The 17,853-nt window shown below is 62.1% G+C and carries 19 protein-coding genes and 2 pseudogenes; 6 read left to right on the top strand and 15 right to left on the bottom strand.

Annotated features, from left to right (window positions below):
• The first annotated feature begins 60 nt into the window (after positions 1 to 60).
• Genes arsB (QZ409_RS15830) through arsH form a run of 3 tightly spaced genes read left to right on the top strand, consistent with a single transcriptional unit; the run spans position 61 to position 2,279 of the window.
• On the top strand, positions 61 to 1,137 hold the full coding sequence (gene arsB / locus QZ409_RS15830) for an ACR3 family arsenite efflux transporter (RefSeq protein WP_296713217.1): 1,077 nt from the start codon (positions 61 to 63) through the stop codon (positions 1,135 to 1,137).
• Positions 1,130 to 1,564, top strand: coding sequence for an arsenate reductase (glutaredoxin) (gene arsC, locus QZ409_RS15825; RefSeq protein WP_296713215.1), 435 nt, complete (start codon positions 1,130 to 1,132; stop codon positions 1,562 to 1,564). The genes arsB (QZ409_RS15830) and arsC overlap by 8 nt, the downstream gene beginning before the upstream one ends.
• Positions 1,557 to 2,279 carry an arsenical resistance protein ArsH gene (arsH, locus tag QZ409_RS15820; RefSeq protein ID WP_296713213.1) on the top strand — a complete coding sequence of 241 codons (723 nt, stop codon included), beginning with the start codon at positions 1,557 to 1,559 and terminating at the stop codon, positions 2,277 to 2,279. Before arsC ends, arsH begins: the two co-directional genes overlap by 8 nt.
• 42 nt (positions 2,280 to 2,321) lie before the next feature.
• Here the strand turns inward: arsH and QZ409_RS15815 are convergent.
• The 11 genes and pseudogenes from QZ409_RS15815 to QZ409_RS15765 form a co-directional block, all read right to left on the bottom strand.
• Positions 2,322 to 2,878 (bottom strand): annotated as a pseudogene (locus QZ409_RS15815) (GTP 3',8-cyclase MoaA); the annotation flags it as partial.
• A 148-nt stretch (positions 2,879 to 3,026) separates the two neighbouring features.
• The gene (locus tag QZ409_RS15810) at positions 3,027 to 3,893 is read right to left on the bottom strand and encodes a F0F1 ATP synthase subunit gamma (protein ID WP_296713219.1); all 867 of its coding nucleotides are present in this window, start codon (positions 3,891 to 3,893) and stop codon (positions 3,027 to 3,029) included.
• 68 nt (positions 3,894 to 3,961) lie between these two features.
• Positions 3,962 to 5,500 carry a F0F1 ATP synthase subunit alpha gene (locus tag QZ409_RS15805; RefSeq protein ID WP_296713211.1) on the bottom strand — a complete coding sequence of 513 codons (1,539 nt, stop codon included), beginning with the start codon at positions 5,498 to 5,500 and terminating at the stop codon, positions 3,962 to 3,964.
• Positions 5,493 to 6,242 carry a F0F1 ATP synthase subunit delta gene (locus QZ409_RS15800; RefSeq protein WP_296713210.1) on the bottom strand — a complete coding sequence of 250 codons (750 nt, stop codon included), beginning with the start codon at positions 6,240 to 6,242 and terminating at the stop codon, positions 5,493 to 5,495. Before QZ409_RS15800 ends, QZ409_RS15805 begins: the two co-directional genes overlap by 8 nt.
• A gap of 4 nt (positions 6,243 to 6,246) precedes the next feature.
• The gene (locus QZ409_RS15795) at positions 6,247 to 6,492 is read right to left on the bottom strand and encodes a F0F1 ATP synthase subunit C (RefSeq protein WP_296713208.1); all 246 of its coding nucleotides are present in this window, start codon (positions 6,490 to 6,492) and stop codon (positions 6,247 to 6,249) included.
• Positions 6,489 to 7,178 carry a F0F1 ATP synthase subunit A gene (locus tag QZ409_RS15790; protein WP_296713207.1) on the bottom strand — a complete coding sequence of 230 codons (690 nt, stop codon included), beginning with the start codon at positions 7,176 to 7,178 and terminating at the stop codon, positions 6,489 to 6,491. Before QZ409_RS15790 ends, QZ409_RS15795 begins: the two co-directional genes overlap by 4 nt.
• Positions 7,175 to 7,480, bottom strand: coding sequence for an ATP synthase subunit I (locus QZ409_RS15785; RefSeq protein ID WP_296713206.1), 306 nt, complete (start codon positions 7,478 to 7,480; stop codon positions 7,175 to 7,177). Before QZ409_RS15785 ends, QZ409_RS15790 begins: the two co-directional genes overlap by 4 nt.
• Positions 7,477 to 7,770, bottom strand: a complete 294-nt coding sequence (locus tag QZ409_RS15780) for an AtpZ/AtpI family protein (RefSeq protein ID WP_296713204.1) — start codon at positions 7,768 to 7,770, stop codon at positions 7,477 to 7,479. Before QZ409_RS15780 ends, QZ409_RS15785 begins: the two co-directional genes overlap by 4 nt.
• Positions 7,767 to 8,180 (bottom strand): F0F1 ATP synthase subunit epsilon, encoded by a 414-nt coding sequence (locus tag QZ409_RS15775; protein ID WP_296713202.1) that lies wholly within the window; start codon positions 8,178 to 8,180, stop codon positions 7,767 to 7,769. The genes QZ409_RS15780 and QZ409_RS15775 overlap by 4 nt, the downstream gene beginning before the upstream one ends.
• Positions 8,177 to 9,601: a F0F1 ATP synthase subunit beta gene (gene atpD, locus QZ409_RS15770; RefSeq protein WP_296713201.1), complete on the bottom strand. Its 1,425-nt coding sequence runs from the start codon at positions 9,599 to 9,601 to the stop codon at positions 8,177 to 8,179. The genes QZ409_RS15775 and atpD overlap by 4 nt, the downstream gene beginning before the upstream one ends.
• 217 nt (positions 9,602 to 9,818) lie before the next feature.
• Positions 9,819 to 9,934: pseudogene (locus QZ409_RS15765) on the bottom strand (arsenate reductase ArsC); the annotation flags it as partial.
• 550 nt (positions 9,935 to 10,484) lie between these two features.
• Between QZ409_RS15765 and arsB (QZ409_RS15760) the strand changes: the two are divergent.
• Together arsB (QZ409_RS15760) and QZ409_RS15755 are read left to right on the top strand one after the other, a co-directional pair.
• The gene (gene arsB, locus QZ409_RS15760; RefSeq protein ID WP_296713199.1) at positions 10,485 to 11,600 is read left to right on the top strand and encodes an ACR3 family arsenite efflux transporter; all 1,116 of its coding nucleotides are present in this window, start codon (positions 10,485 to 10,487) and stop codon (positions 11,598 to 11,600) included.
• A gap of 222 nt (positions 11,601 to 11,822) precedes the next feature.
• Positions 11,823 to 13,004, top strand: coding sequence for an acetyl-CoA C-acetyltransferase (locus tag QZ409_RS15755; RefSeq protein WP_296713198.1), 1,182 nt, complete (start codon positions 11,823 to 11,825; stop codon positions 13,002 to 13,004).
• A gap of 104 nt (positions 13,005 to 13,108) precedes the next feature.
• On the opposite strand, the gene QZ409_RS15750 is transcribed toward QZ409_RS15755, so the two are convergent.
• Positions 13,109 to 13,936: a sulfite exporter TauE/SafE family protein gene (locus QZ409_RS15750; RefSeq protein ID WP_296713197.1), complete on the bottom strand. Its 828-nt coding sequence runs from the start codon at positions 13,934 to 13,936 to the stop codon at positions 13,109 to 13,111.
• 235 nt (positions 13,937 to 14,171) lie between these two features.
• On the opposite strand from QZ409_RS15750, the gene QZ409_RS15745 reads away from it, so the two are divergent.
• Positions 14,172 to 15,125 (top strand): helix-turn-helix transcriptional regulator, encoded by a 954-nt coding sequence (locus QZ409_RS15745; RefSeq protein ID WP_296713196.1) that lies wholly within the window; start codon positions 14,172 to 14,174, stop codon positions 15,123 to 15,125.
• Between the two features lie 504 nt (positions 15,126 to 15,629).
• On the opposite strand, the gene QZ409_RS15740 is transcribed toward QZ409_RS15745, so the two are convergent.
• The 3 genes from QZ409_RS15740 to QZ409_RS21720 form a co-directional block, all read right to left on the bottom strand.
• A complete protein-coding gene (locus QZ409_RS15740; RefSeq protein WP_296713194.1) occupies positions 15,630 to 16,022 on the bottom strand; it encodes a hypothetical protein in 393 nt (130 codons plus the stop codon).
• Between the two features lie 517 nt (positions 16,023 to 16,539).
• Positions 16,540 to 17,142, bottom strand: a complete 603-nt coding sequence (locus QZ409_RS15735) for a hypothetical protein (protein WP_296713192.1) — start codon at positions 17,140 to 17,142, stop codon at positions 16,540 to 16,542.
• The gene (locus QZ409_RS21720; protein WP_342394851.1) at positions 17,139 to 17,519 is read right to left on the bottom strand and encodes a hypothetical protein; all 381 of its coding nucleotides are present in this window, start codon (positions 17,517 to 17,519) and stop codon (positions 17,139 to 17,141) included. The genes QZ409_RS15735 and QZ409_RS21720 overlap by 4 nt, the downstream gene beginning before the upstream one ends.
• Positions 17,520 to 17,853: the final 334 nt, after the last annotated feature.

Genomic DNA, 17,853 nt, shown 5'->3' with positions numbered 1-17,853 from the left:
TGGCCTGAACCGGCGCCGCATCCGTCAGTCGGGTCGCCCAGGCGACCGTGGAGTCCCTTCATGTCCACTTTTGAACGCTATCTGACCCTCTGGGTCTTTCTCTGTATCGTCGCGGGCGTGGCGCTGGGCCATTTCTTTCCCGGCGTGTTTCACCTGGTTGGCTCCGCCGAAATCGCCAAGGTCAACCTTCCCGTGGCGGTGCTGATCTGGCTGATGATCATTCCGATGCTGGTGAAGATCGACTTTGAGGCGTTGTCGCAGGTCGCCGAGCATTGGCGCGGCATTGGCGTGACCCTGTTCATCAATTGGGCGGTGAAGCCATTCTCGATGGGGCTGCTCGGCTGGCTGTTCATCGGCTGGCTGTTCAAGGCCTATCTGCCCGCCGATCAGATCGACAGCTATATCGCCGGCCTGATTCTGCTGGCCGCGGCGCCCTGCACCGCCATGGTCTTCGTCTGGAGCAATTTGTCCAATGGCGAACCCCATTTCACCCTGAGCCAGGTGGCGCTGAACGACGTGATCATGGTCATTGCCTTCGCGCCCATCGTCGGCCTGCTGCTCGGCCTGTCGGCGATCACCGTGCCCTGGCAGACCTTGCTGCTGTCGGTTGCCCTTTATATCGTCGTGCCGGTCATCGCCGCGCAGATCATCCGCCGATCAACGCTCATGCGCGGCGGCCAGTCCGCTCTCGACGCATTGCTCTCATCCTTGCAGCCGCTTTCGCTGGTCGCGCTGCTGACAACCTTGGTGCTGCTGTTTGGTTTCCAGGGCGAGCAAATCCTTGCTCAGCCGCTGGTCATCGCCATGCTGGCGGTCCCGATCCTCATCCAGGTCTATTTTAACGCGGGCCTGGCCTATCTCCTGAACCGGGCGACCGGAGAGGCGCATTGTGTCGCCGCCCCCTCGGCCCTGATCGGCGCCAGCAATTTCTTCGAACTGGCCGTCGCCGCCGCGATCAGCCTGTTTGGTTTCCACTCGGGCGCGGCGCTCGCCACCGTGGTCGGCGTCCTCATCGAAGTGCCGGTGATGCTGACCGTGGTTCGGATCGTCAACGCCACGCGCGGCTGGTATGAGGCGAGATCAGTGGTCCAGCGGCGTGTCGCGGCCGATGGCGCGAGGGAGAAGGCCATTGTCTGAACAGTTCGACGTCGTCATCCACCACAATCCCGATTGCGGCACGTCGCGCAATGTTCTGTCCATCATCGAGGCGGCCGGCTATCGCCCGACCGTGATCGAATATCTGAAGACGGGCTGGACGAAGCCGCAACTCCTCGGCCTGTTCGCCGCCGCGGGATTGACGCCGCGCAAGGCGCTTCGAACCTCCAAATCCCCGGCGGAGGAACTCGGTTTGCTCGATCCCTCGGTCGGCGACGACGCCCTGCTCGGCGCCATGCTGGCCCATCCGGTTCTGGTCAACCGCCCAATTGTCTGCACGATCAAGGGCGTCAAGCTCTGCCGCCCCAGCGAAACCGTTCTCGATCTCCTCGACCGCCTGCCGCCGGGCCCGCTGCACAAGGAAGACGGCCAGTTGCTGATCGACGCGGAGGGCCGCCGCCTTGGTTGATCACGCCGATTCCACACCCAATCTCGACGAGGCCTGTTTCAAGCCGATCCATGAGCAGAGCCTGTTCAATTCGCCCCGGAAAGAACACGCGCCGCGCATTCTTCTGCTTCACGGCTCTGTGCGAAAACGCTCCTTCAGCCGCCTGATGACGGAAGAGGCCGCGCGCATCTTGCGTCGTTTCGGCGCCGAGACGCGTATGTTCAATCCCAGCGGCCTGCCTTTGCCTGACGACGCCGAGGCGGATCACCCCAAGGTCGCCGAATTGCGCGAACTCGTAATGTGGTCGGAAGGCATGGTCTGGTGTTCGCCGGAGCGCCACGGCGCCATGACAGCGGTCATGAAGGCGCAGATCGACTGGATACCGCTGTCGCTGGGCGCCGTCCGGCCTTCCCAGGGCAAGACGCTGGCGGTGATGCAGGTCTGCGGCGGCTCGCAATCGTTCAACGCCGTCAACCAGATGCGCATTCTCGGCCGCTGGATGCGGCTGATCACCATCCCCAACCAGTCGTCGGTGGCGAAAGCCTTCATGGAGTTCGACGACCACGACCGGATGAAGCCTTCGCCCTATTACGACCGCATGGTCGACGTGATGGAGGAGTTGGTGAAATTCACGATTCTCACGCGCGGCTGCGCCGACTACCTGGTCGACCGCTACTCCGAACGCAAGGAAAGCGCCGAGGAACTGTCGAAACGGGTGAACCAGCGCTCGATTTGATCGGGGCCTGCGCGCTCGCGCGCTTGGCGGTTGTTGCTGGCGTCAGCCGCCGGTCGTGCTCATGTGACGCGCGAGCAAGGGCGTGGTGAAGCCCTGTCGATCGATGAAGCCATGGCCCGCGGGCTTGCGGGCGATCGCCGAGTCAATTGCCGCCAACAAGGGATCGTCACTTTCCGATGCGCGCAATGGAGGCCGCAATTCAGCGCCCCCCTCCTGTCCAAGGCAAGTGAAAAGCCGCCCGGTGCAGGTAACGCGAACCCGATTGCAACTTGCGCAAAAATGCTGGCTCAACGGGGTGATAAAGCCGAGGCGGCCGCCGGTCTCCGCAACGCGGACATAACGCGCCGGGCCGCCCGTGCGGTCGGGCAGGTCTTCGAGTCTGAATCGCTGTTCGAGCGCGGCCCGAACTTCGGACAAGGGCAGGAAGCGACCCTCGCCTTGCGTTCCGATCCCCAGCGGCATCAATTCGATCAGCGTAAGGTCCATGCCGCGGTCGTGGGCGAAGGTGAGCAGCCGTTGGATTTCCCCATCGTTCCCCCCCCAAGCGCGACAGTATTCAGTTTCACCGCAAGTCCGGCAGACTGCGCGGTTGCTATCCCGTCTCCATTCGCTTGCCTACCGCGCGATTGTGGTAGCGTGAACGATTCGACGTTTTCCGCGACTCTGGACGCGCTGGGTCGCACTCGTCCGAAGTGAAAGAGGATCTCGCTCTGAACCCGCCGAGAACACTCCGATCGGATCATTAGACTAAGAATCGTCCGATCGGGGGGGGCCATTTTGGTGAGGTGATCGGCGTTCTGGCGGCTTCTGATCCGAGTCCTGGCGCGCTGCCGAGTTGCGGTCGGCGCGAGAGGCGGTTTCTCCTGCCGCCAGTTCGATGATCTCGTCTGTAATTTCGTCCTGCCGGACGCGGCGTTCCGTTGCGTGCAATTTCGCAAGCTGTTTTTCTACATGCTTTCCCGCGGCGGCCATCGCCTCCATTCGGGCCTGGTTTTCCGCGGCGAAGGAATGCAGCGCGGCGTGGCACAACTGCGCGTGCAAATAATCCGCCGCCAAATTGGCCACGAGCGCATCAGGCGGCAGATTGACGAGCGGCGCGCCTCTGCCGTCCAGACCTGAAAAACGCTCAGGGTCGAGCGGAAAAAGCTGGTGTCTCTCGACGTGAAATCCTTTTCCCGGCGCCCAGGCGGTGTAGGCGACGTCGAACTGGACGATCGCCTCGCAGGCTATGCGGCGATAAAGGGCTTCGGTTATCCGATCCGCAAGCTTTGGGACTCCCAGCCCATGCGACGGCATGGCGTCGCTCCAGCTGGCATGGATCTTCCTCTGCGCAGCGAGGTCGACCCCGCGCGAACCGATCAGAAACAATTCGCATTTCGCCAAATCGGCGCCAACGGCGTCCAGCGCGCGCTCGTTGAACGCGCCGGCGAACCCTTGTTCGGCGCAAAACAGGGCGATGCCTGTCTCGCCGCCTCGTCGGGGCGCCTCCGTGCTGGAGTTTGCGCGCAAGCGCAGCGCCCGAGCGACCGCTCCCGCGACGATTTGTGCGTAGGCGTCAACGGCCACAAGCTGGTTGCGGGCGGTTTGGGCTCGAGCCGCCGCAATGCCGCGCATGGCGTTGACGACCGATCCAAGCTGGTGGACGCCATCGATGTGAGCGCGTACCTCGGCGAGACGTTCGGTCATGCTGTTCCACCGCGAGAGGCCAAGAAATTTTGCGCATAGCGCCCGAGCGCGGCTGCAAAAGCCTGCGCCGACGGGCCGGCGATGGCGCCGTTCTGTTGCAATGTCGCCACCGCCTCGGCCGCATCCCGATCGAGCATGTCGCCCAGACCTTGCCGAAAGTCGGCGATCGCGTCGGGTGGCAAGGAGTCGAGCAGTCCGTCCTGGACCGCAGTGACCAATGCGACCTCATCAGCCAGGCGCAGCGGCGCGTGCTGCGGCTGGTTGAGGATGGACCGGATGCGCGCGCCGCGCGCTAACTGGCCGCGCACGCGGCTGTCCGGCATGCCGCCGAAGCGGGTGAACATCTCCAGTTCGAGAAACTGGGCATAATCGAGACGCAGGGACGCCGCCGCATCGCGCAGCGCCTTCGACTGGGTCTTGCCGCCGACCCGGCTCACGCTGACGCCGACATCGACGGCGGGCTTCTGACCCTCATGGAACAATCGCGTGTCGAGCACGATCTGGCCGTCGGTGATCGAGATCAGATTGGTCGGAATATAGGCGCTGAGATTACCCGCGTCGGTCTCGGCGATCGGCAGAGCGGTCAGCGAGCCGCCACCTTTTGCGGCGGACAGTTTTGCGGCGCGCTCCAGCAAGCGGGCGTGCACATAGAAAATGTCGCCCGGATAGGCTTCGCGACCCGGCGACTGGCGCGTCAGCAATGCGATTTCACGATGGCAGGCGGCGTGCTTGCTGAGGTCGTCGATGACGACCAGCACATGCTGGCCGCGATCCCGAAAATATTCCGCCATGGTGAAGCCTGCGAAAGGCGCAATCCACTGCAGGCCAGCCGGAGACGCCGAGCTGGCGACGACGGCGATGCAGCGCTCGGCCGCTCCCCAGGAGAAAATCGCGTCGATCGTCCGCCGGACGTTCGAGCTTTTCTGTCCGACGGCGATGTAGACGCAGATCATGTCGCTGGTCTTCTGATTGATGATTGCGTCAATCGCCAACGTCGATTTGCCGATCGCCCGATCGCCAATGATCAGTTCACGCTGACCGCGTCCAAGCGCGAACAAAGCGTCGATCACCAGCAGGCCGGTCTGGACCGGCTCAGTGACGAAATCCCGCTCGACGATCGCCGGCGCGGGTTTCTCAATCGGGTCATGGCGTTCGGCGACGACCGGACCTTTGCCGTCAAGCGCCCGACCGAGCGGATCGACTACGCGTCCAAGCAAGCCCGGCCCGACCGGCGTGCGCACCACATCTCCGCTGCCGCGCGCGGCATCTCCCGCCTCAATGTTTTCGGCCGGGTCGATCAGGACGCAATTGACCGCGTCGTCGTCGAGTGAATGAGCGAAGCCGAACGCGCCTTTGTCAAACTGCACAACCTCATCGAGCCGCAGGCGAGGCAGGCCGGAAATCCTCGCGACGCCGTCGCCGATCTCCTCGACACGGCCAATTTCTTCGGCCTGCGGCCCGAGCCGCGCGCCGCCCAGTTTTTCCCGCGCCTGGGCGAACCATTCCTGCGCCTGAGCGTCAGCGTGGCTAGTCATGCTGAAGCTCCGCGAGAATTCTTTGCAGATCGGCGCGCCAGCTATTGTTGAGGACAAAATGCGGCGTGCGCAATTCGAGGCCCGCAATCAACGCCGCGTCCGCGCGGAACACAATTTCGGGGGTCGAAATGCCCGCCGCTTGACCGAGGGCGGCGCGGATCGTGGCGTGAATATGCGCCTGTTCCTCCGCAGTGAGAACATGGGCCGAGGTGATTTCGAGCGGTCCGCCGCCATCGACGATTTTTCCTCGGGCGTCGCTCGGCAAAGCGACGATCTGCTCGGCCAGCCATTGCAGAAAGGCCTCGCGCACGGCTGTGGCGTCGAGCCGCGACACGAGCTTTTCCGCTATTTCGATAGCAAGCCGGCTCGCACGCCCGGACCAGGCCTTCTCCGCCTCATCATGCTCTTTTGCGCGGGCGGCGGCGGCTTGTTCCCTGAGCACCGCGACTTCCGCCTCGGCCTGCGCCAACAGCGCGCGACCCGCCTCGGCGGCCTCGCTCCGAGCCTGCTGCAGGATCAACTCGCGCTCTTCCGCGAATCCTGCATTCCGCTTCTTCGCCTCGGCCAGCGCCTTTGCCGCAGCGTCGCGTACCGCCCGGGCGTCGTCGAGCAGCGCCTGCGCCTGCTCACGGCGCCGTTCGATCATGCCGGCTACCGGCCGCCAGAAGAAGCGGCTGAGAAGCCAGAAGAGGACAAGGACGTTGATGGTCTGCAGACCAAACGTCCACCAGTCGAAGGTCATGGGCTTATTTCAACAACGGATTGGCGAACAGCAGCAACAAGGCGATGACCAGACAATAGATGGCCATTGTCTCGATCATGGCGAGGCCGACGAAGAGCGTGCGCGAGATCACATTGGCCGATTCCGGCTGCCGCGCGATGGCGTCCATCGCAGCAGCAACGGCGCGGCCTTCCGCCAGAGCCGGACCTATGGCCCCAAAGGAGACAGCGACGGCTGCGCCGACGATGCTTGCGAAAGCTAACCAGTTCATGAGGCGTCCTCTGCTGGATGATTGGTGGTCGGCGCCTCGATGCTGCCGCCGATGAACACCATCGCCAAAATTGCAAAAATATAGGCTTGGACGGCGCCGGTGAGCATGTCGAGCGCCATGAGCGGAATGGGAACGAGCAGGCCGGCCAGCGACAAAACGATGCCAATGACGAAAACGCCGCTCATGACATTGCCGAACAGTCGAACCAGCAGCGAAAAGGCGCGGGTCAGGCTTTCGACGAAATTCAGCGGAATCATCACCGGACTCGGCGAGGCGAAGGTCCTGAGATAGCCACGAAGCCCCCCCGCGCGCACGCCGAAAAAAATCACCGCCAGAAACACCAGAAAGGCCAAAGCCGCATCGGTTTCGAGATGGGCGGTCGGCGGTTCGACGCCGGGAATGAGCGAGGACCAGTTGGCGACGAAGATGAACACGAAGAGTCCGCCGATAAAGGCGCGATAGGGCTCGGGCTCGACGCGCATCGTATCGCGGATCTGGCTGTCGACGCTCTCGAACAGCAGTTCGAAAAAGGCCTGCGCCGAACCCGGCTTGAGCATCAGCCGGCGCGAGGCCAGGAAAGCGCCCCCGACCATCGCGGCCATGAGCCCCCACGTCGTGACGACGGTGGCGCTGATCGGAACAAAGCCGATGCAGAACATTTCGGTTGTGGTCAATGGCGAGATCATGACGAGGCCTCTCGCGCGCGGCGCAGGACGGCAACGCGGCCCATAAGGACGCCGGCGGCCGTCGCCAGCAATGGCCCAGCCCCCTGCCTGGCCGCCAGTCCAAGCAGCAACCCCATCAGGATGAACCGCAACAGGATCGGCGCAAACTGTTTCGTCAGCCGGGCGCCAGCAGCGAGGGCCTTGGCCGAGCGCCAGACTGACGCGAAATAGAGCGCGCCGCCGATCCCGCCCAACAATGCGAATGCGGCTGCGCGCAACAGCGCAGCGCCATCCAAGGACGCAAGGATCGATTCCAGGCTCATGCCTTTTGCATCCATTTCCACGCCGACCAGCATCCGAGCCCGAGGCCGAGCAACAAAAGCGGCGCTGTCCAGAACAGGTCGGTATTCAAGCTGCGATCGAGCCAGCGGCCGATGAAGAGGCCGATCAGCGTGGGCGTGACGATCATCCAGCCGAGCACGCCGATTTGCGCCAGGCGGCGCGCCACCGACGGCTCGCCTTCGATCCGGGCGCGTTTGTCGCGTTCATGGCTGAGCCGCGCCGCGCGAATGAGGGGATCGTTTTCGTCCGGAGGACTTGGGGGGAGGGTCACGAAAACCCTCCTCTACGTCCGTCCGTCAGCATATGCCGCATGATCTGCCGAATGGCGGCAAGCTGTAGCCGCGCAGAGTCGACGCGTTCCGATCGCTCCACGTCGAGATCCGCGTGAAAGCGCGCGAGCACGGCGCCGGCAAGCGTCGCGAGGTCGCCGACGACGGCCTCACGTGTGGCGATAGCAACCTCGCGTCCTGCGTTCACGGAAAACGCGCCGCGCCTGACCGCGCAATAAAGCCGGGTCGCATCGGCCCGCTTCCAGCTGACGACAGAGAGCGTCAGGCTGGTGAGAAAGTCGGCGTGGCCCGGCAGCACGCCGAAACTGCCGCTTGAATCTTCCGCCCGAACGGCGAGAACGCCATCCTCGTCGACCACGACCGCGAGCGGGGTGACAATGCGCAATTTCATGCCGCCGCTCCGGTTTTTGCGCCGGCCTCTTTCTGCCGCGCCTCGTCCAGCGTTCCGACCATGTAAAGCGAGCTCTCGGTCCAGTCGTCGGCTTCGCCGTCGAGAATGGCCTCGCAGCCCCGCAGCGTGTCGGCGAGCGCCACGCTGCGGCCGGGCGTCCCGGTGAACGCCTCGGTGACCATGAAAGGCTGGCTGAGAAAACGCTGCAGTCGCCGCGCCCGCTTAACGATGAGCCGATCGGCCGCGCCAAGCTCCTCGACGCCGAGCAGTGCGATAATGTCCTGCAGATCCTTGAACCGCGCCAGCGCTTCGCGCGCCCGTTCGGCGACCCGGTAATGTCGTGCGCCGACGACCAGCGGATCGAGCAGCGCCGAGGAAGAACCGAGCGGATCGACCGCCGGATAAAAGCCTTCGGCGGCAAGCTGGCGCGACAGCATGATGATGCTGTCCATGTGGCTCGATATGGCGGTGACGGCGGGATCGGTAAAATCGTCGGCCGGCACATAGACCGCCTGGATCGCGGTGACGGCAGCTCCTGCAGCCGAAGCGATGCGTTCCTCGAGCGCCGCCACTTCGCTGGCAAGGGTCGGCTGATAGCCGACGCGCGATGGCAGACGCCCAAGGAGGCTGGAGATTTCCGCGCCCGCCTGCACGAAGCGGAAGACATTGTCCATCAGGAGCAGCACGTTCTGTTGCTTCTGATCACGGAAATACTCGGCGATGGTCATCGCTGTCAGCGGCGCCCGCCAGCGCGCGCCGGGTGGCTCGTTCATCTGGCCATAGACCAGAACCGTGCGCTCCAGCACGCCGGATGCGCGCATTTCGGTCCAGAGTTCGTGGCCTTCGCGGGAGCGTTCGCCGACGCCGGCGAAAACGGAAATCCCGCGATATTTCTCGACCATGGCGTGGATCAACTCCATCACCAGCACGGTCTTGCCCACCCCGGCGCCGCCGAACATGGCCGCCTTTCCGCCCTGGACGAGCGGAGCTAGCAGGTCGATCACCTTGACGCCGGTCTCGAAAATCTTGGTTGCGGAGGTTTCGTCTTCCAACCGCGGAGGCAGACCATGGATCGGCCTGCGCAGCGTATCGGCCGGCAATGCGGCGCCATTGTCCCCGATGTTGCCGAGCACGTCGAGCAGCCGGCCGAGCACAGCGTCGCCCACCGGGACAGACAGGGGTGCGCCGGTTGCCTGAACGGCGACGCCGCGCGCCAGTCCCGAGGTCGCCCGAAGCGCGATAGCGCGAATGGTCGCCGTGTCGACGTGGCTATGAACTTCAAGCACGAGCGTTTGCGGCCGGTCCCATAGAACGGTCAAGGCGCTGTTGACGGGCGGAAGTGCTTGCGCGCCGTCGAAATGCACGTCCACGACCGCGCCCCGGACGGCGACGACCTTGCCCTCGCGCATCAGCTCCACCATAGCCTTATCCCACCGTCTTTGACCGAGGTCGACGTCTCCAATCTGTCGTCAATTCAGATTCCGGGTCAAGCCGAAGCCGGAGATGGCGCAGATAGAGGCCGCTCTCTGGCTGACGTTATGATATTTTCGAGGCCGTCCCGATGGGTTTTAAACGTTGCCGAAAAGCAGCTCAAATGACCCGGTGGAAGGTGGTGATGAGCACCCTTTCTTTGTCGAGATCGCTTCCCTCGACCGAGGGGCTTCGATGTTGCCCCAATGGGCCTTGATCGGCTCTCCGGGCCAGTACGGGCAGGTCTCGCCAGCAGCGTTGTCGCAGGCGTTGAAGACGAAATCAGCCGCCTGCATGATCAAGGGCATCGAGCGAGTAACGGCAGTATTGAAATTCGAATTGCGTGGAGTCGAAGTGCGCGCGTGATATGGTCCCGACCTCATCAGATGGGAGTTCGTCGGCGAGCCGATCGAGGCATCGCCTATGCGACGCTGCAAGTCGAACCAGTGGAGGTCGTGTAACGGCGGCTCACACATAGAGGAAAAGGTCCTGAAGACATGCCTGATCTGAGTCAATGCCAAGTGACAGTAAAGCTGGCACTTTCGATCTTCGGTGACGATTGGAGCGCGCCATGCGCCAAAGCAGACACAATCGAATCGCCGCCGGGCTTACCAATAGAGGAGGTCACCCAACAAACGAGGTCGAAGAGCAGTGGCCGCGCGCGGAGCAGGAATGTGGCGCGAGGGTGCCGCACAGAAAGCGGATTTCGAGCAAGAAGCGTCGTCATGCGTTTGCACGCTATGCCGTCGAAGGCGCCACGGTTATCAGCTTTTGACAAGCGGCCTGTGAGCACGACAATGTGCGGCTGAACGATCAAGCGTTGGGGTACAGCTAATGTCCGACTCGAATGTAAAACGGCTATCGTTCCTGGATCGTTTCCTAACGCTGTGGATCTTTCTGGCGATGTTCGTCGGGGTGGGAGGGGGATACCTATACCCGCGCATAACTGACGTCATCAATTCCTTCCAGGTGGGGACGACCAATATCCCGATTGCCATCGGGCTCGTCCTGATGATGTATCCCCCGCTAGCGAAGGTGAAATACGAAGAATTGGGACGGGTCTTCCGAAACGGCCGGGTGCTGGCGCTATCCCTGATCCAGAACTGGTTGATCGGGCCCGCATTGATGTTTTTTCTGGCTATCGCCTTCTTGTCCGGGAACCACGACTATATGTACGGACTGATCATGATAGGTCTGGCCCGCTGTATCGCGATGGTCATCGTATGGAACGATCTCGCCGATGGCGACACCGAGTATTGTGCCGGTCTCGTGGCCTTCAATTCGATCTTCCAGGTGCTCTTCTTCTCACTTTACGCCTATGCCTTTATCACTGTTCTGCCGAGATGGTTTGGCCTTGAGGGGATGGCGGTGAACATCTCCATCGGCCAGATCGCCGAGAGCGTCTTCATTTATCTCGGTATTCCCTTTATTGCCGGGATGCTGTCCCGTTTTGTCGGCCTCAAGACCAAAGGGCGCGACTGGTACGAGAAGGTGTTCGTGCCTAGGATCAGCCCGCTGACCCTCATCTTTCTACTATTCACTATCCTCGTCATGTTTTCTCTAAAGGGCGAATACATCATCCAGTTGCCGATGGATGTGGTGCGGATTGCTATACCGCTCGGAATCTATTTTCTCACCATGTTCCTGGTCTCATTCTATCTGTCGGCCAAGGCTAAGGCGACCTACGAACAATCGGCGACATTGAGCTTTACGGCTGCCTCCAACAATTTCGAACTGGCTATCGCTGTCGCCATCGCCGTGTTCGGTATCAAGTCCGGAGAAGCCTTCGCCGCTGTCATAGGTCCGTTGGTCGAAGTGCCCGTACTGATTTCTCTCGTCAGCGTGTCTCTGTATTTCAAGAGCAGATACTTTTCGACCGAGATTCGGACGCCGGCCGGCATTCAACATATCATAGCCACTGGGCCAAAAGCCGGCGCTTCCCGTTCGTGATTTTCGCCTTCCTTTTTGTCGTCTTGCTGCCCGCGTCGAAAATTCTTCCTTTGCGCGACATCAGGGCTCGCAGGAGCATTGCGCACTTAGGCTCTTTTGCGATGCGGTGAATCGCAAAAGAGCCTCCTTTTCTTGATCTTGCTTCGTGTTTTGCGAATGAACCGTCACCGCATTTTCGCGCAAAGCTTTAGGGTCCAGAATCCAGGATAAGGAATCGGAGAAATGGCTGAAGTCGTAATCTGCGCCCCCGTGCGCACCGCAATCGGAACCTACAATGGCTCGCTGAAGGCGACGCCGGCGACCCAGCTTGGCGCGGCCGCGGTCCGCGAGACGCTGAGCCGCGCCGACCTCGACCCGGCGAAGCTCGACGCCGTCGTTCTGGGCAATGTGATCCAGGCCGGCAACAAGATGAACCCGGCCCGCCAGGCGGCAATCGGCGGCGGAATACCCGTCGATGTGCCCGCGATGACGGTCAATCGGGTGTGCGGATCGGGCGCGCAGGCGATCGCCTCCGCCGCACAGGAAATCTGGCTTGGATTTGCGCAAGCCGCCGTCGCTGGCGGCATGGAGAACATGGACGCCGCGCCTTATCTCATGACGGGCGGCCGCTGGGGCTACAGGATGGGCGACAGCCAGATCTACGACGCCATGCTGCGCGACGGACTGAATGATGCCTTTTCCGATCAGCATTCCGGCTGGCACACCGAGGATCTCGTCGCGAAATACCAGATCAGCCGCGACGATCAGGACCGCTGGGCGGCGCGCTCGCAGCAGCGATTCTCGGAAGCGCAGGCGGCGAACAAGTTCGACGCCGAGATTGTGGCGATCGAAGTGAAGGGCCGCAAGGGACCGGAGCCCTTCGCCCGCGACGAACACAATCGTCCCGACACCACATTCGAAAGCCTGTCGAAACTGAAACCGGCTTTTCGCAAGGATGGCACGATTACCGCCGGCAATGCGCCGGGGCTGAACAGCGGCGCGGCGGCGATGGTGGTCGCAGAGCGCGACTTTGCGGAAGCTCAGCACCTCGCGCCCATGGCGCGCCTGGTATCTTACGGCGTTGGCGCGGTCGAGCCCGGCATGTTCGGGATCGGACCCGTTCCGGCGGTGCGGCAAGCGTTGGAGCGTGCGGGTTGGACGGTCGGCGATATCGACCGGATCGAAATCAACGAGGCCTTCGCGGCCATCGCGCTCGCGGTGACGCGCGAACTCGGCCTGCCCGAGGACATCGTCAATGTCGAAGGCGGCGCCATAGCCCATGGCCATCCTATCGGCGCCAGCGGCGCCGTCCTGACCACGCGCCTGCTCCATTCGATGAAGCGGGATGGCCTCAGGCGCGGGATCGTGACGCTGTGCATCGGCGGGGGCCAGGGCATAGCACTCGCCCTCGAAACCGTAGCCTGAAAGCAGAGCGGAGGCATGTCGACGGCGTGGCGGATTGCCCCCGAGGCGCCGCTTGAAACGTCGAAATCTCGGGGCGTTAGACAGGAACGCCCGCCTTGTTGTCGTTATTCGTGCCTCCAAACTTTCACCGAAGACACGACGAGGATCAGCGCCAGGCCCGGCAGGAGAACATGCTCCGGGACGATTCCGAGCAAACGGCCTCCGATGAAGGCGCCGACAATCGATCCCAGCGCCATGATTGCGACGAAGCCCTTGTTCCGGGCGACGACGGCGAAGGCGCTGTCGCGGCTGTAGCGGGTGAATCCGACGATCATCGTGGGCAGGCTGACGGCAAGCGACAGACTGCCGGCGAGCTTGATGTCAGCCCCGAACAGCAACACCAGCGTCGGGATGAGGAGTTCGCCGCCCGCCACCCCCATCAGTGACGCCACAATTCCGATGGCGAAGCCGGAGACGATTCCGGCAAGCATCAGCCAGCCGCCGGCAAGCAGGGCTGAGGCAGCCGTGGAGCCATGTCCAAAGACGAGCGCGCCGGCTATCAGCACCATCAGGATCGCGAGGATGCGGTAGAGGTTCCTCGAACTCAGCTTCGTCGCCCACCCCGCCCCGAGCCAGGCTCCCAGTAAGCTGCCCGCGAGCAGGTTGAGGATAATCGGCCAATTTGCGGCGACCGTTCCGAAGGGCACCGTCGCAGCCCGGAACGGCAGGGCTGCTGCGACGACGATGAGACTCATGGCCTTGTTGAGGATGACCGCCTCCAGAGCGCGGAAGCGGAAGGGGCCAATGAGCAATGGAAGCCGGAACTCGGCCCCGCCGAGACCGATGAGTCCGCCGAGCGCGCCGATGAGGGCTCCGCCGGTAAAGGCGGGAAGCTGCTGCGGGCCGGCGGAAAACCCGCCTTGGATGAGATTAGTCGTCTTGGATTCCGGCATGGACGGGGCTCCGTTCGGTTTCACGTCCAGGCAACATCGCGCGCAAAGACGCTATGCTTGAAAAGATACGAAATAGTACGAATACACATAATATTGCATCTATCATGCGATATTTCATGCAGAATGAGACGGATGTGCCATTTATGTAAAGCAAGAATGCCAAATATTGGCAGTAGCCTTCGCAAGTTTGTGTATAATGAGGCGAAAATTAACGAAATGGGACAAGTGGGCGCAGATGAATGAGCGAAGCTCCCTGACCGCTGCGGACGTGGCGGCTATGCTCCATGTCAGCAAGAGCGGCATCTACGGGCTGATCAAGAACGGCGAGATCGACTTCTACAAGGTCGGGCGCAAGATCCGCTTCACCGAGACGAACGTTCGCGACTATATCGAGAAATCCAAAAACTCGGCGCGCGCCGCTATCCGAGCAGGATCAGCGGCGCTTGACGAGGACAGGTATTTTGATTTGTCGATGGAGCGCCGAAAGGAAGCTGGCTTCATCATCTGCGGCCAGGACCTGATCCTCGATGTCCTGTCGAATTTCATGCGCATGCACGGCGTCATGGCGCTGAGGGCGTACATTGGCAGCTACGACAGTCTCGTGTCCCTCTACCACGACAGAATCAGCGTCGCGTCCGCGCATCTCTGGGACAGCCTGAGCGACGATTACAACGTGCCTTATGTCCGCTCCATCTTGCCCGGAATCCGTTGTGTGGTCGTCAATGTAACCTACCGCACGCAAGGTCTTTACGTCGCCAAGGGCAACCCGAAGAACATCAGGACGTGGCGTGACTTCGCGCGTGACGACATCACAATGATCAATCGGGAAAAGGGAGCCGGCGCGCGAGTGCTTCTGGATGAAAATCTGAAGCTCCTGGGGCTTTACGGGAGTCAGGTCCGGGGATACGGCAACGAAAATCAATCCCATCTGACCGTGGCGAGCGCGGTCGGGCGGGGCGATGCCGATGTCGCGGTCGGCAACGAAAAGATCGCCCGCCAGGTTGAGAACGTCGATTTCATTCCCTTGAAAAGGGAGCGTTACGACCTTGTCGTCAAGCGAGAGCATTTCGAAACCCCCGAGGTGGTGACGATGCTGAAAATACTTCGCTCCGAACGATTCCAGAACGAATTCAAGCAAATTGGCGGGTATGACATCAGCGACATCGGAAAAATCGTCGCCGAGACCTGAAAATTAATTGCAGCGCGATTGTCCAAACCGACATCAGCTACGGCCGCTTTCCGCCAAAGGGCAATGGTCCGTTCGGCCGACGCGAATTCCTGCTTGTGGCGCATCCTTTCCGTTGGACCTTCGACTGGTCTGGCTCCAAGACCGGCCCTTCGACCTACGACGGCTTTCGGCGGATTTCGTTGAAAAACTCCGCGGGCGGCCGCGCTTCGGCTGGAGGCATTTTTTCAAGAATCGAGGACTGATGCCCTGTCGCGTGGGCGGCCGGGTGGCCGCCTTCTATCGGCGGCTATGCCGCGACTGCCTCCATTGTTGGCGCCGCTGCGCGCAATCGTGCCGGCGCCGGCGTCCGCGACCGGAAAACGGCAGCTGTCCGGCGTAGCTGCATCAGGTCGCATGGCGAATTCGATACGATCGACACAACTTCTCCTCCAAGGCGGCAGCCTGGAGGAGAAAATAGCGCGGCAACGTATGCGGGCGCAATCGCAGCGCCGCTTTTTCGCGCATTTATAAGCGTGAATGTAAGCGCGGCGACATTAAAGTAAAAAATATTAAAATAAAGCAAATGTTATCGGCGGATGGCTGCTCCGTCGAACTGCGGAATTCGCGGCGGCGCACCAGCTGCACGACCAGCGCGGCCAGGAAATCGGCGAAGTTGCGCAAGGCCGGAATGCCGTCGAGCCAAAACGTAGCGACGTTGTTGCTGTCACCAGCGATGGTGAAGGGGTGTGCGTCGCCGGCGTGCGCAAATACATGGAACTGGGGCCGGGGCGTGTCGCAGGGCCGCAAGCCGATCGGCGACATGCCGGCGCCGGTGATCGAACCGAGCTCAGCCTTCCCCTCCGGGTCTTTGGCGTGCAGCTGGATGTCAGCCAGCAGGTGCGCGGCGGCGAACGCCAAGCCCGCGATCGTGTGGTTGGCTGGGGCCCCCGACGCCATCCGGCAGATCGAATTCGAACAGGAGCGAGCACTGGACGTGGTGGTATCCGATGAGCGGCTCGATATAGGCGTGACCGCCTGAGCGGCTGGTGTGGCCGAGGACAATGGCGTGCATGGGCGAACCTCCTGGTTGGAGGTCGCGACCGGGGTCCTTTGCAGGCCCAGCAGTTGCCCTATAGTGGGCGCTCTCTGCTTGTTGCTGCTTTGGTGGTCGTCCGTGCCCCGGGCGGCGACCAACTTTTTACATGCAGTATTGTAGGCAACGTCGAGCAGATCGCCAATAGATATTGCGCAAATGCTGTAAAAATTCTTTGCAGTTGCTTTTCCGGCCGGTCGGGCTCGCGCTAGAACAGATGGCGAAACCCTTCCTGCTGCGGCTCGCGAAAAATGCAGGCAAACCGCTGGTTTGCGAGTCCGCCGACGACCGGAAGGCGTTCTCGGATTATTCCTTCAGCTCTTCTTTATGCGGCGCCGCGCGCTACTCCTCGGTGAATTCGCCTTCAAGGACCGTGTCGGTCATGCCGTTGGCGTCGATTCCGTTGGTCATTACGATCTTCTGGAGCATCCGCTCCATCTCGAGCAGCTCCTCCAGCGTGGTTTCCGGCCGGATCGTGTATTCGACCTTGCCCGTGACGGAGACGTGCTGGTCAATGCGCTGGTTGATCTGGACCGTCTTGCCGTATTCGCGGGGAGACCAGCAGGCGGCGATCTCGCGCCTTGTCGCTGACCGCAGCGCGGCGACCTGGACATTGTCCGCATTGGCGGCATCGACGATCGTCAGACGCTCGGACGTAATGATATCTGCGGCTGCGGCGCGGGCGGCTTCAAACGCGCGCGCGAAGGCCGGCTTCTGGTCACGCCACCTTTGCAAGATGAACATGCTGGGCATGCCGGGCAGCGCGACGACATCCTGTATAGAGGCTCCACTGGCGATCAGTTCGACGATCTGGCGCGCGAGCGCGTCACCATAAGGGACCGGCGCTTGCACCGGCGGCACCAGCTGCAATTTCGGCTTCGGCTTTTCCGGCTCCGCCGGCGCCGGCTTCGTCGCCCAGGGCGGCGGCGGGAATTCGATCGTCATGGGACGTGGCGCTTTCTCAGGTTGAGGATATGCAGGCGCTCGCGCACGCGAAGCTGCACGACCTCTATGTTAGCAGGCGTCGCGCTATCGGCCAGGGCCATCGCTTCAGCCGCAAGCGCCTCCAGACCAGCCCTCTTCGCCGCGCGATACGCAGCCATCAGTTCATCGTCATTTTGGCACCATCTGCGCCAGACGCTATAGGACGGGCAGCCATAGGTTTCGAACACTTTGGCCAGGGGCATACCGGCCGAGATGAGCGACAGGGTCAGGTGCAGCGCCCTGGCCGTCTTTGGCGTGAATTGCGACCTGTATCCCCTCGCTCTCGACCGTCTCCGCCGTAGGGGGCCGTCTAGCCGTAGGCTAGGGGTAGCTGACATAACCATGTGCTTATATTCGCATGTTTGCTGCATCGCCCGGAGTTTACCAGAGGCCGAACAGGCCCGCGACCGCCATTTCTGATCAGTGGCCAGAACCCTGCTCGGTAACGGGTTCGGAGAAGACCGAAGGGGCTGCCGACGACCCCCTTCGGCCCGCAAACCCCTCTAAAGCTTGAGTTTCGAAGGAGTTGAAGTGGCCGGCCCCCATTGGGTGGTCCGGTTTGAATGTTAGTGCATGACGAGCTGCGGCGCCAATGCCGGGGTGGCCGGCGAAGCTGGTCCGGATTGCGCAGCCGGCCATAGAACGGCTTCTGGAGCGGGCGGTTTATAGCCC

This window comes from Rhodoblastus sp. (genome assembly GCF_019449565.1).
In the GTDB taxonomy this organism is placed as follows: domain Bacteria; phylum Pseudomonadota; class Alphaproteobacteria; order Rhizobiales; family Beijerinckiaceae; genus Rhodoblastus.
This window is presented reverse-complemented; position numbering and strand designations above follow the sequence as displayed.

Bases quoted from the DNA above. Each gene is read 5' to 3' on its own strand.
- arsB (WP_296713217.1), top strand. From the start codon at position 61: ATGTCCACTTTTGAACGCTATCTGACCCTCTGGGTCTTTCTCTGTATC.
- QZ409_RS15810 (WP_296713219.1), bottom strand. From the start codon at position 3,893: ATGCGCGGCATTGCGGCGGCTCGAGCCCAAACCGCCCGCAACCAGCTT.
- QZ409_RS15805 (WP_296713211.1), bottom strand. From the start codon at position 5,500: ATGACTAGCCACGCTGACGCTCAGGCGCAGGAATGGTTCGCCCAGGCG.
- QZ409_RS15800 (WP_296713210.1), bottom strand. From the start codon at position 6,242: ATGACCTTCGACTGGTGGACGTTTGGTCTGCAGACCATCAACGTCCTT.
- QZ409_RS15795 (WP_296713208.1), bottom strand. From the start codon at position 6,492: ATGAACTGGTTAGCTTTCGCAAGCATCGTCGGCGCAGCCGTCGCTGTC.
- QZ409_RS15790 (WP_296713207.1), bottom strand. From the start codon at position 7,178: ATGATCTCGCCATTGACCACAACCGAAATGTTCTGCATCGGCTTTGTT.
- QZ409_RS15785 (WP_296713206.1), bottom strand. From the start codon at position 7,480: ATGAGCCTGGAATCGATCCTTGCGTCCTTGGATGGCGCTGCGCTGTTG.
- QZ409_RS15775 (WP_296713202.1), bottom strand. From the start codon at position 8,180: ATGAAATTGCGCATTGTCACCCCGCTCGCGGTCGTGGTCGACGAGGAT.
- atpD (WP_296713201.1), bottom strand. From the start codon at position 9,601: ATGGTGGAGCTGATGCGCGAGGGCAAGGTCGTCGCCGTCCGGGGCGCG.
- arsB (WP_296713199.1), top strand. From the start codon at position 10,485: ATGTCCGACTCGAATGTAAAACGGCTATCGTTCCTGGATCGTTTCCTA.
- QZ409_RS15755 (WP_296713198.1), top strand. From the start codon at position 11,823: ATGGCTGAAGTCGTAATCTGCGCCCCCGTGCGCACCGCAATCGGAACC.
- QZ409_RS15750 (WP_296713197.1), bottom strand. From the start codon at position 13,936: ATGCCGGAATCCAAGACGACTAATCTCATCCAAGGCGGGTTTTCCGCC.
- QZ409_RS15745 (WP_296713196.1), top strand. From the start codon at position 14,172: ATGAATGAGCGAAGCTCCCTGACCGCTGCGGACGTGGCGGCTATGCTC.
- QZ409_RS15735 (WP_296713192.1), bottom strand. From the start codon at position 17,142: ATGACGATCGAATTCCCGCCGCCGCCCTGGGCGACGAAGCCGGCGCCG.
- QZ409_RS21720 (WP_342394851.1), bottom strand. From the start codon at position 17,519: ATGTCAGCTACCCCTAGCCTACGGCTAGACGGCCCCCTACGGCGGAGA.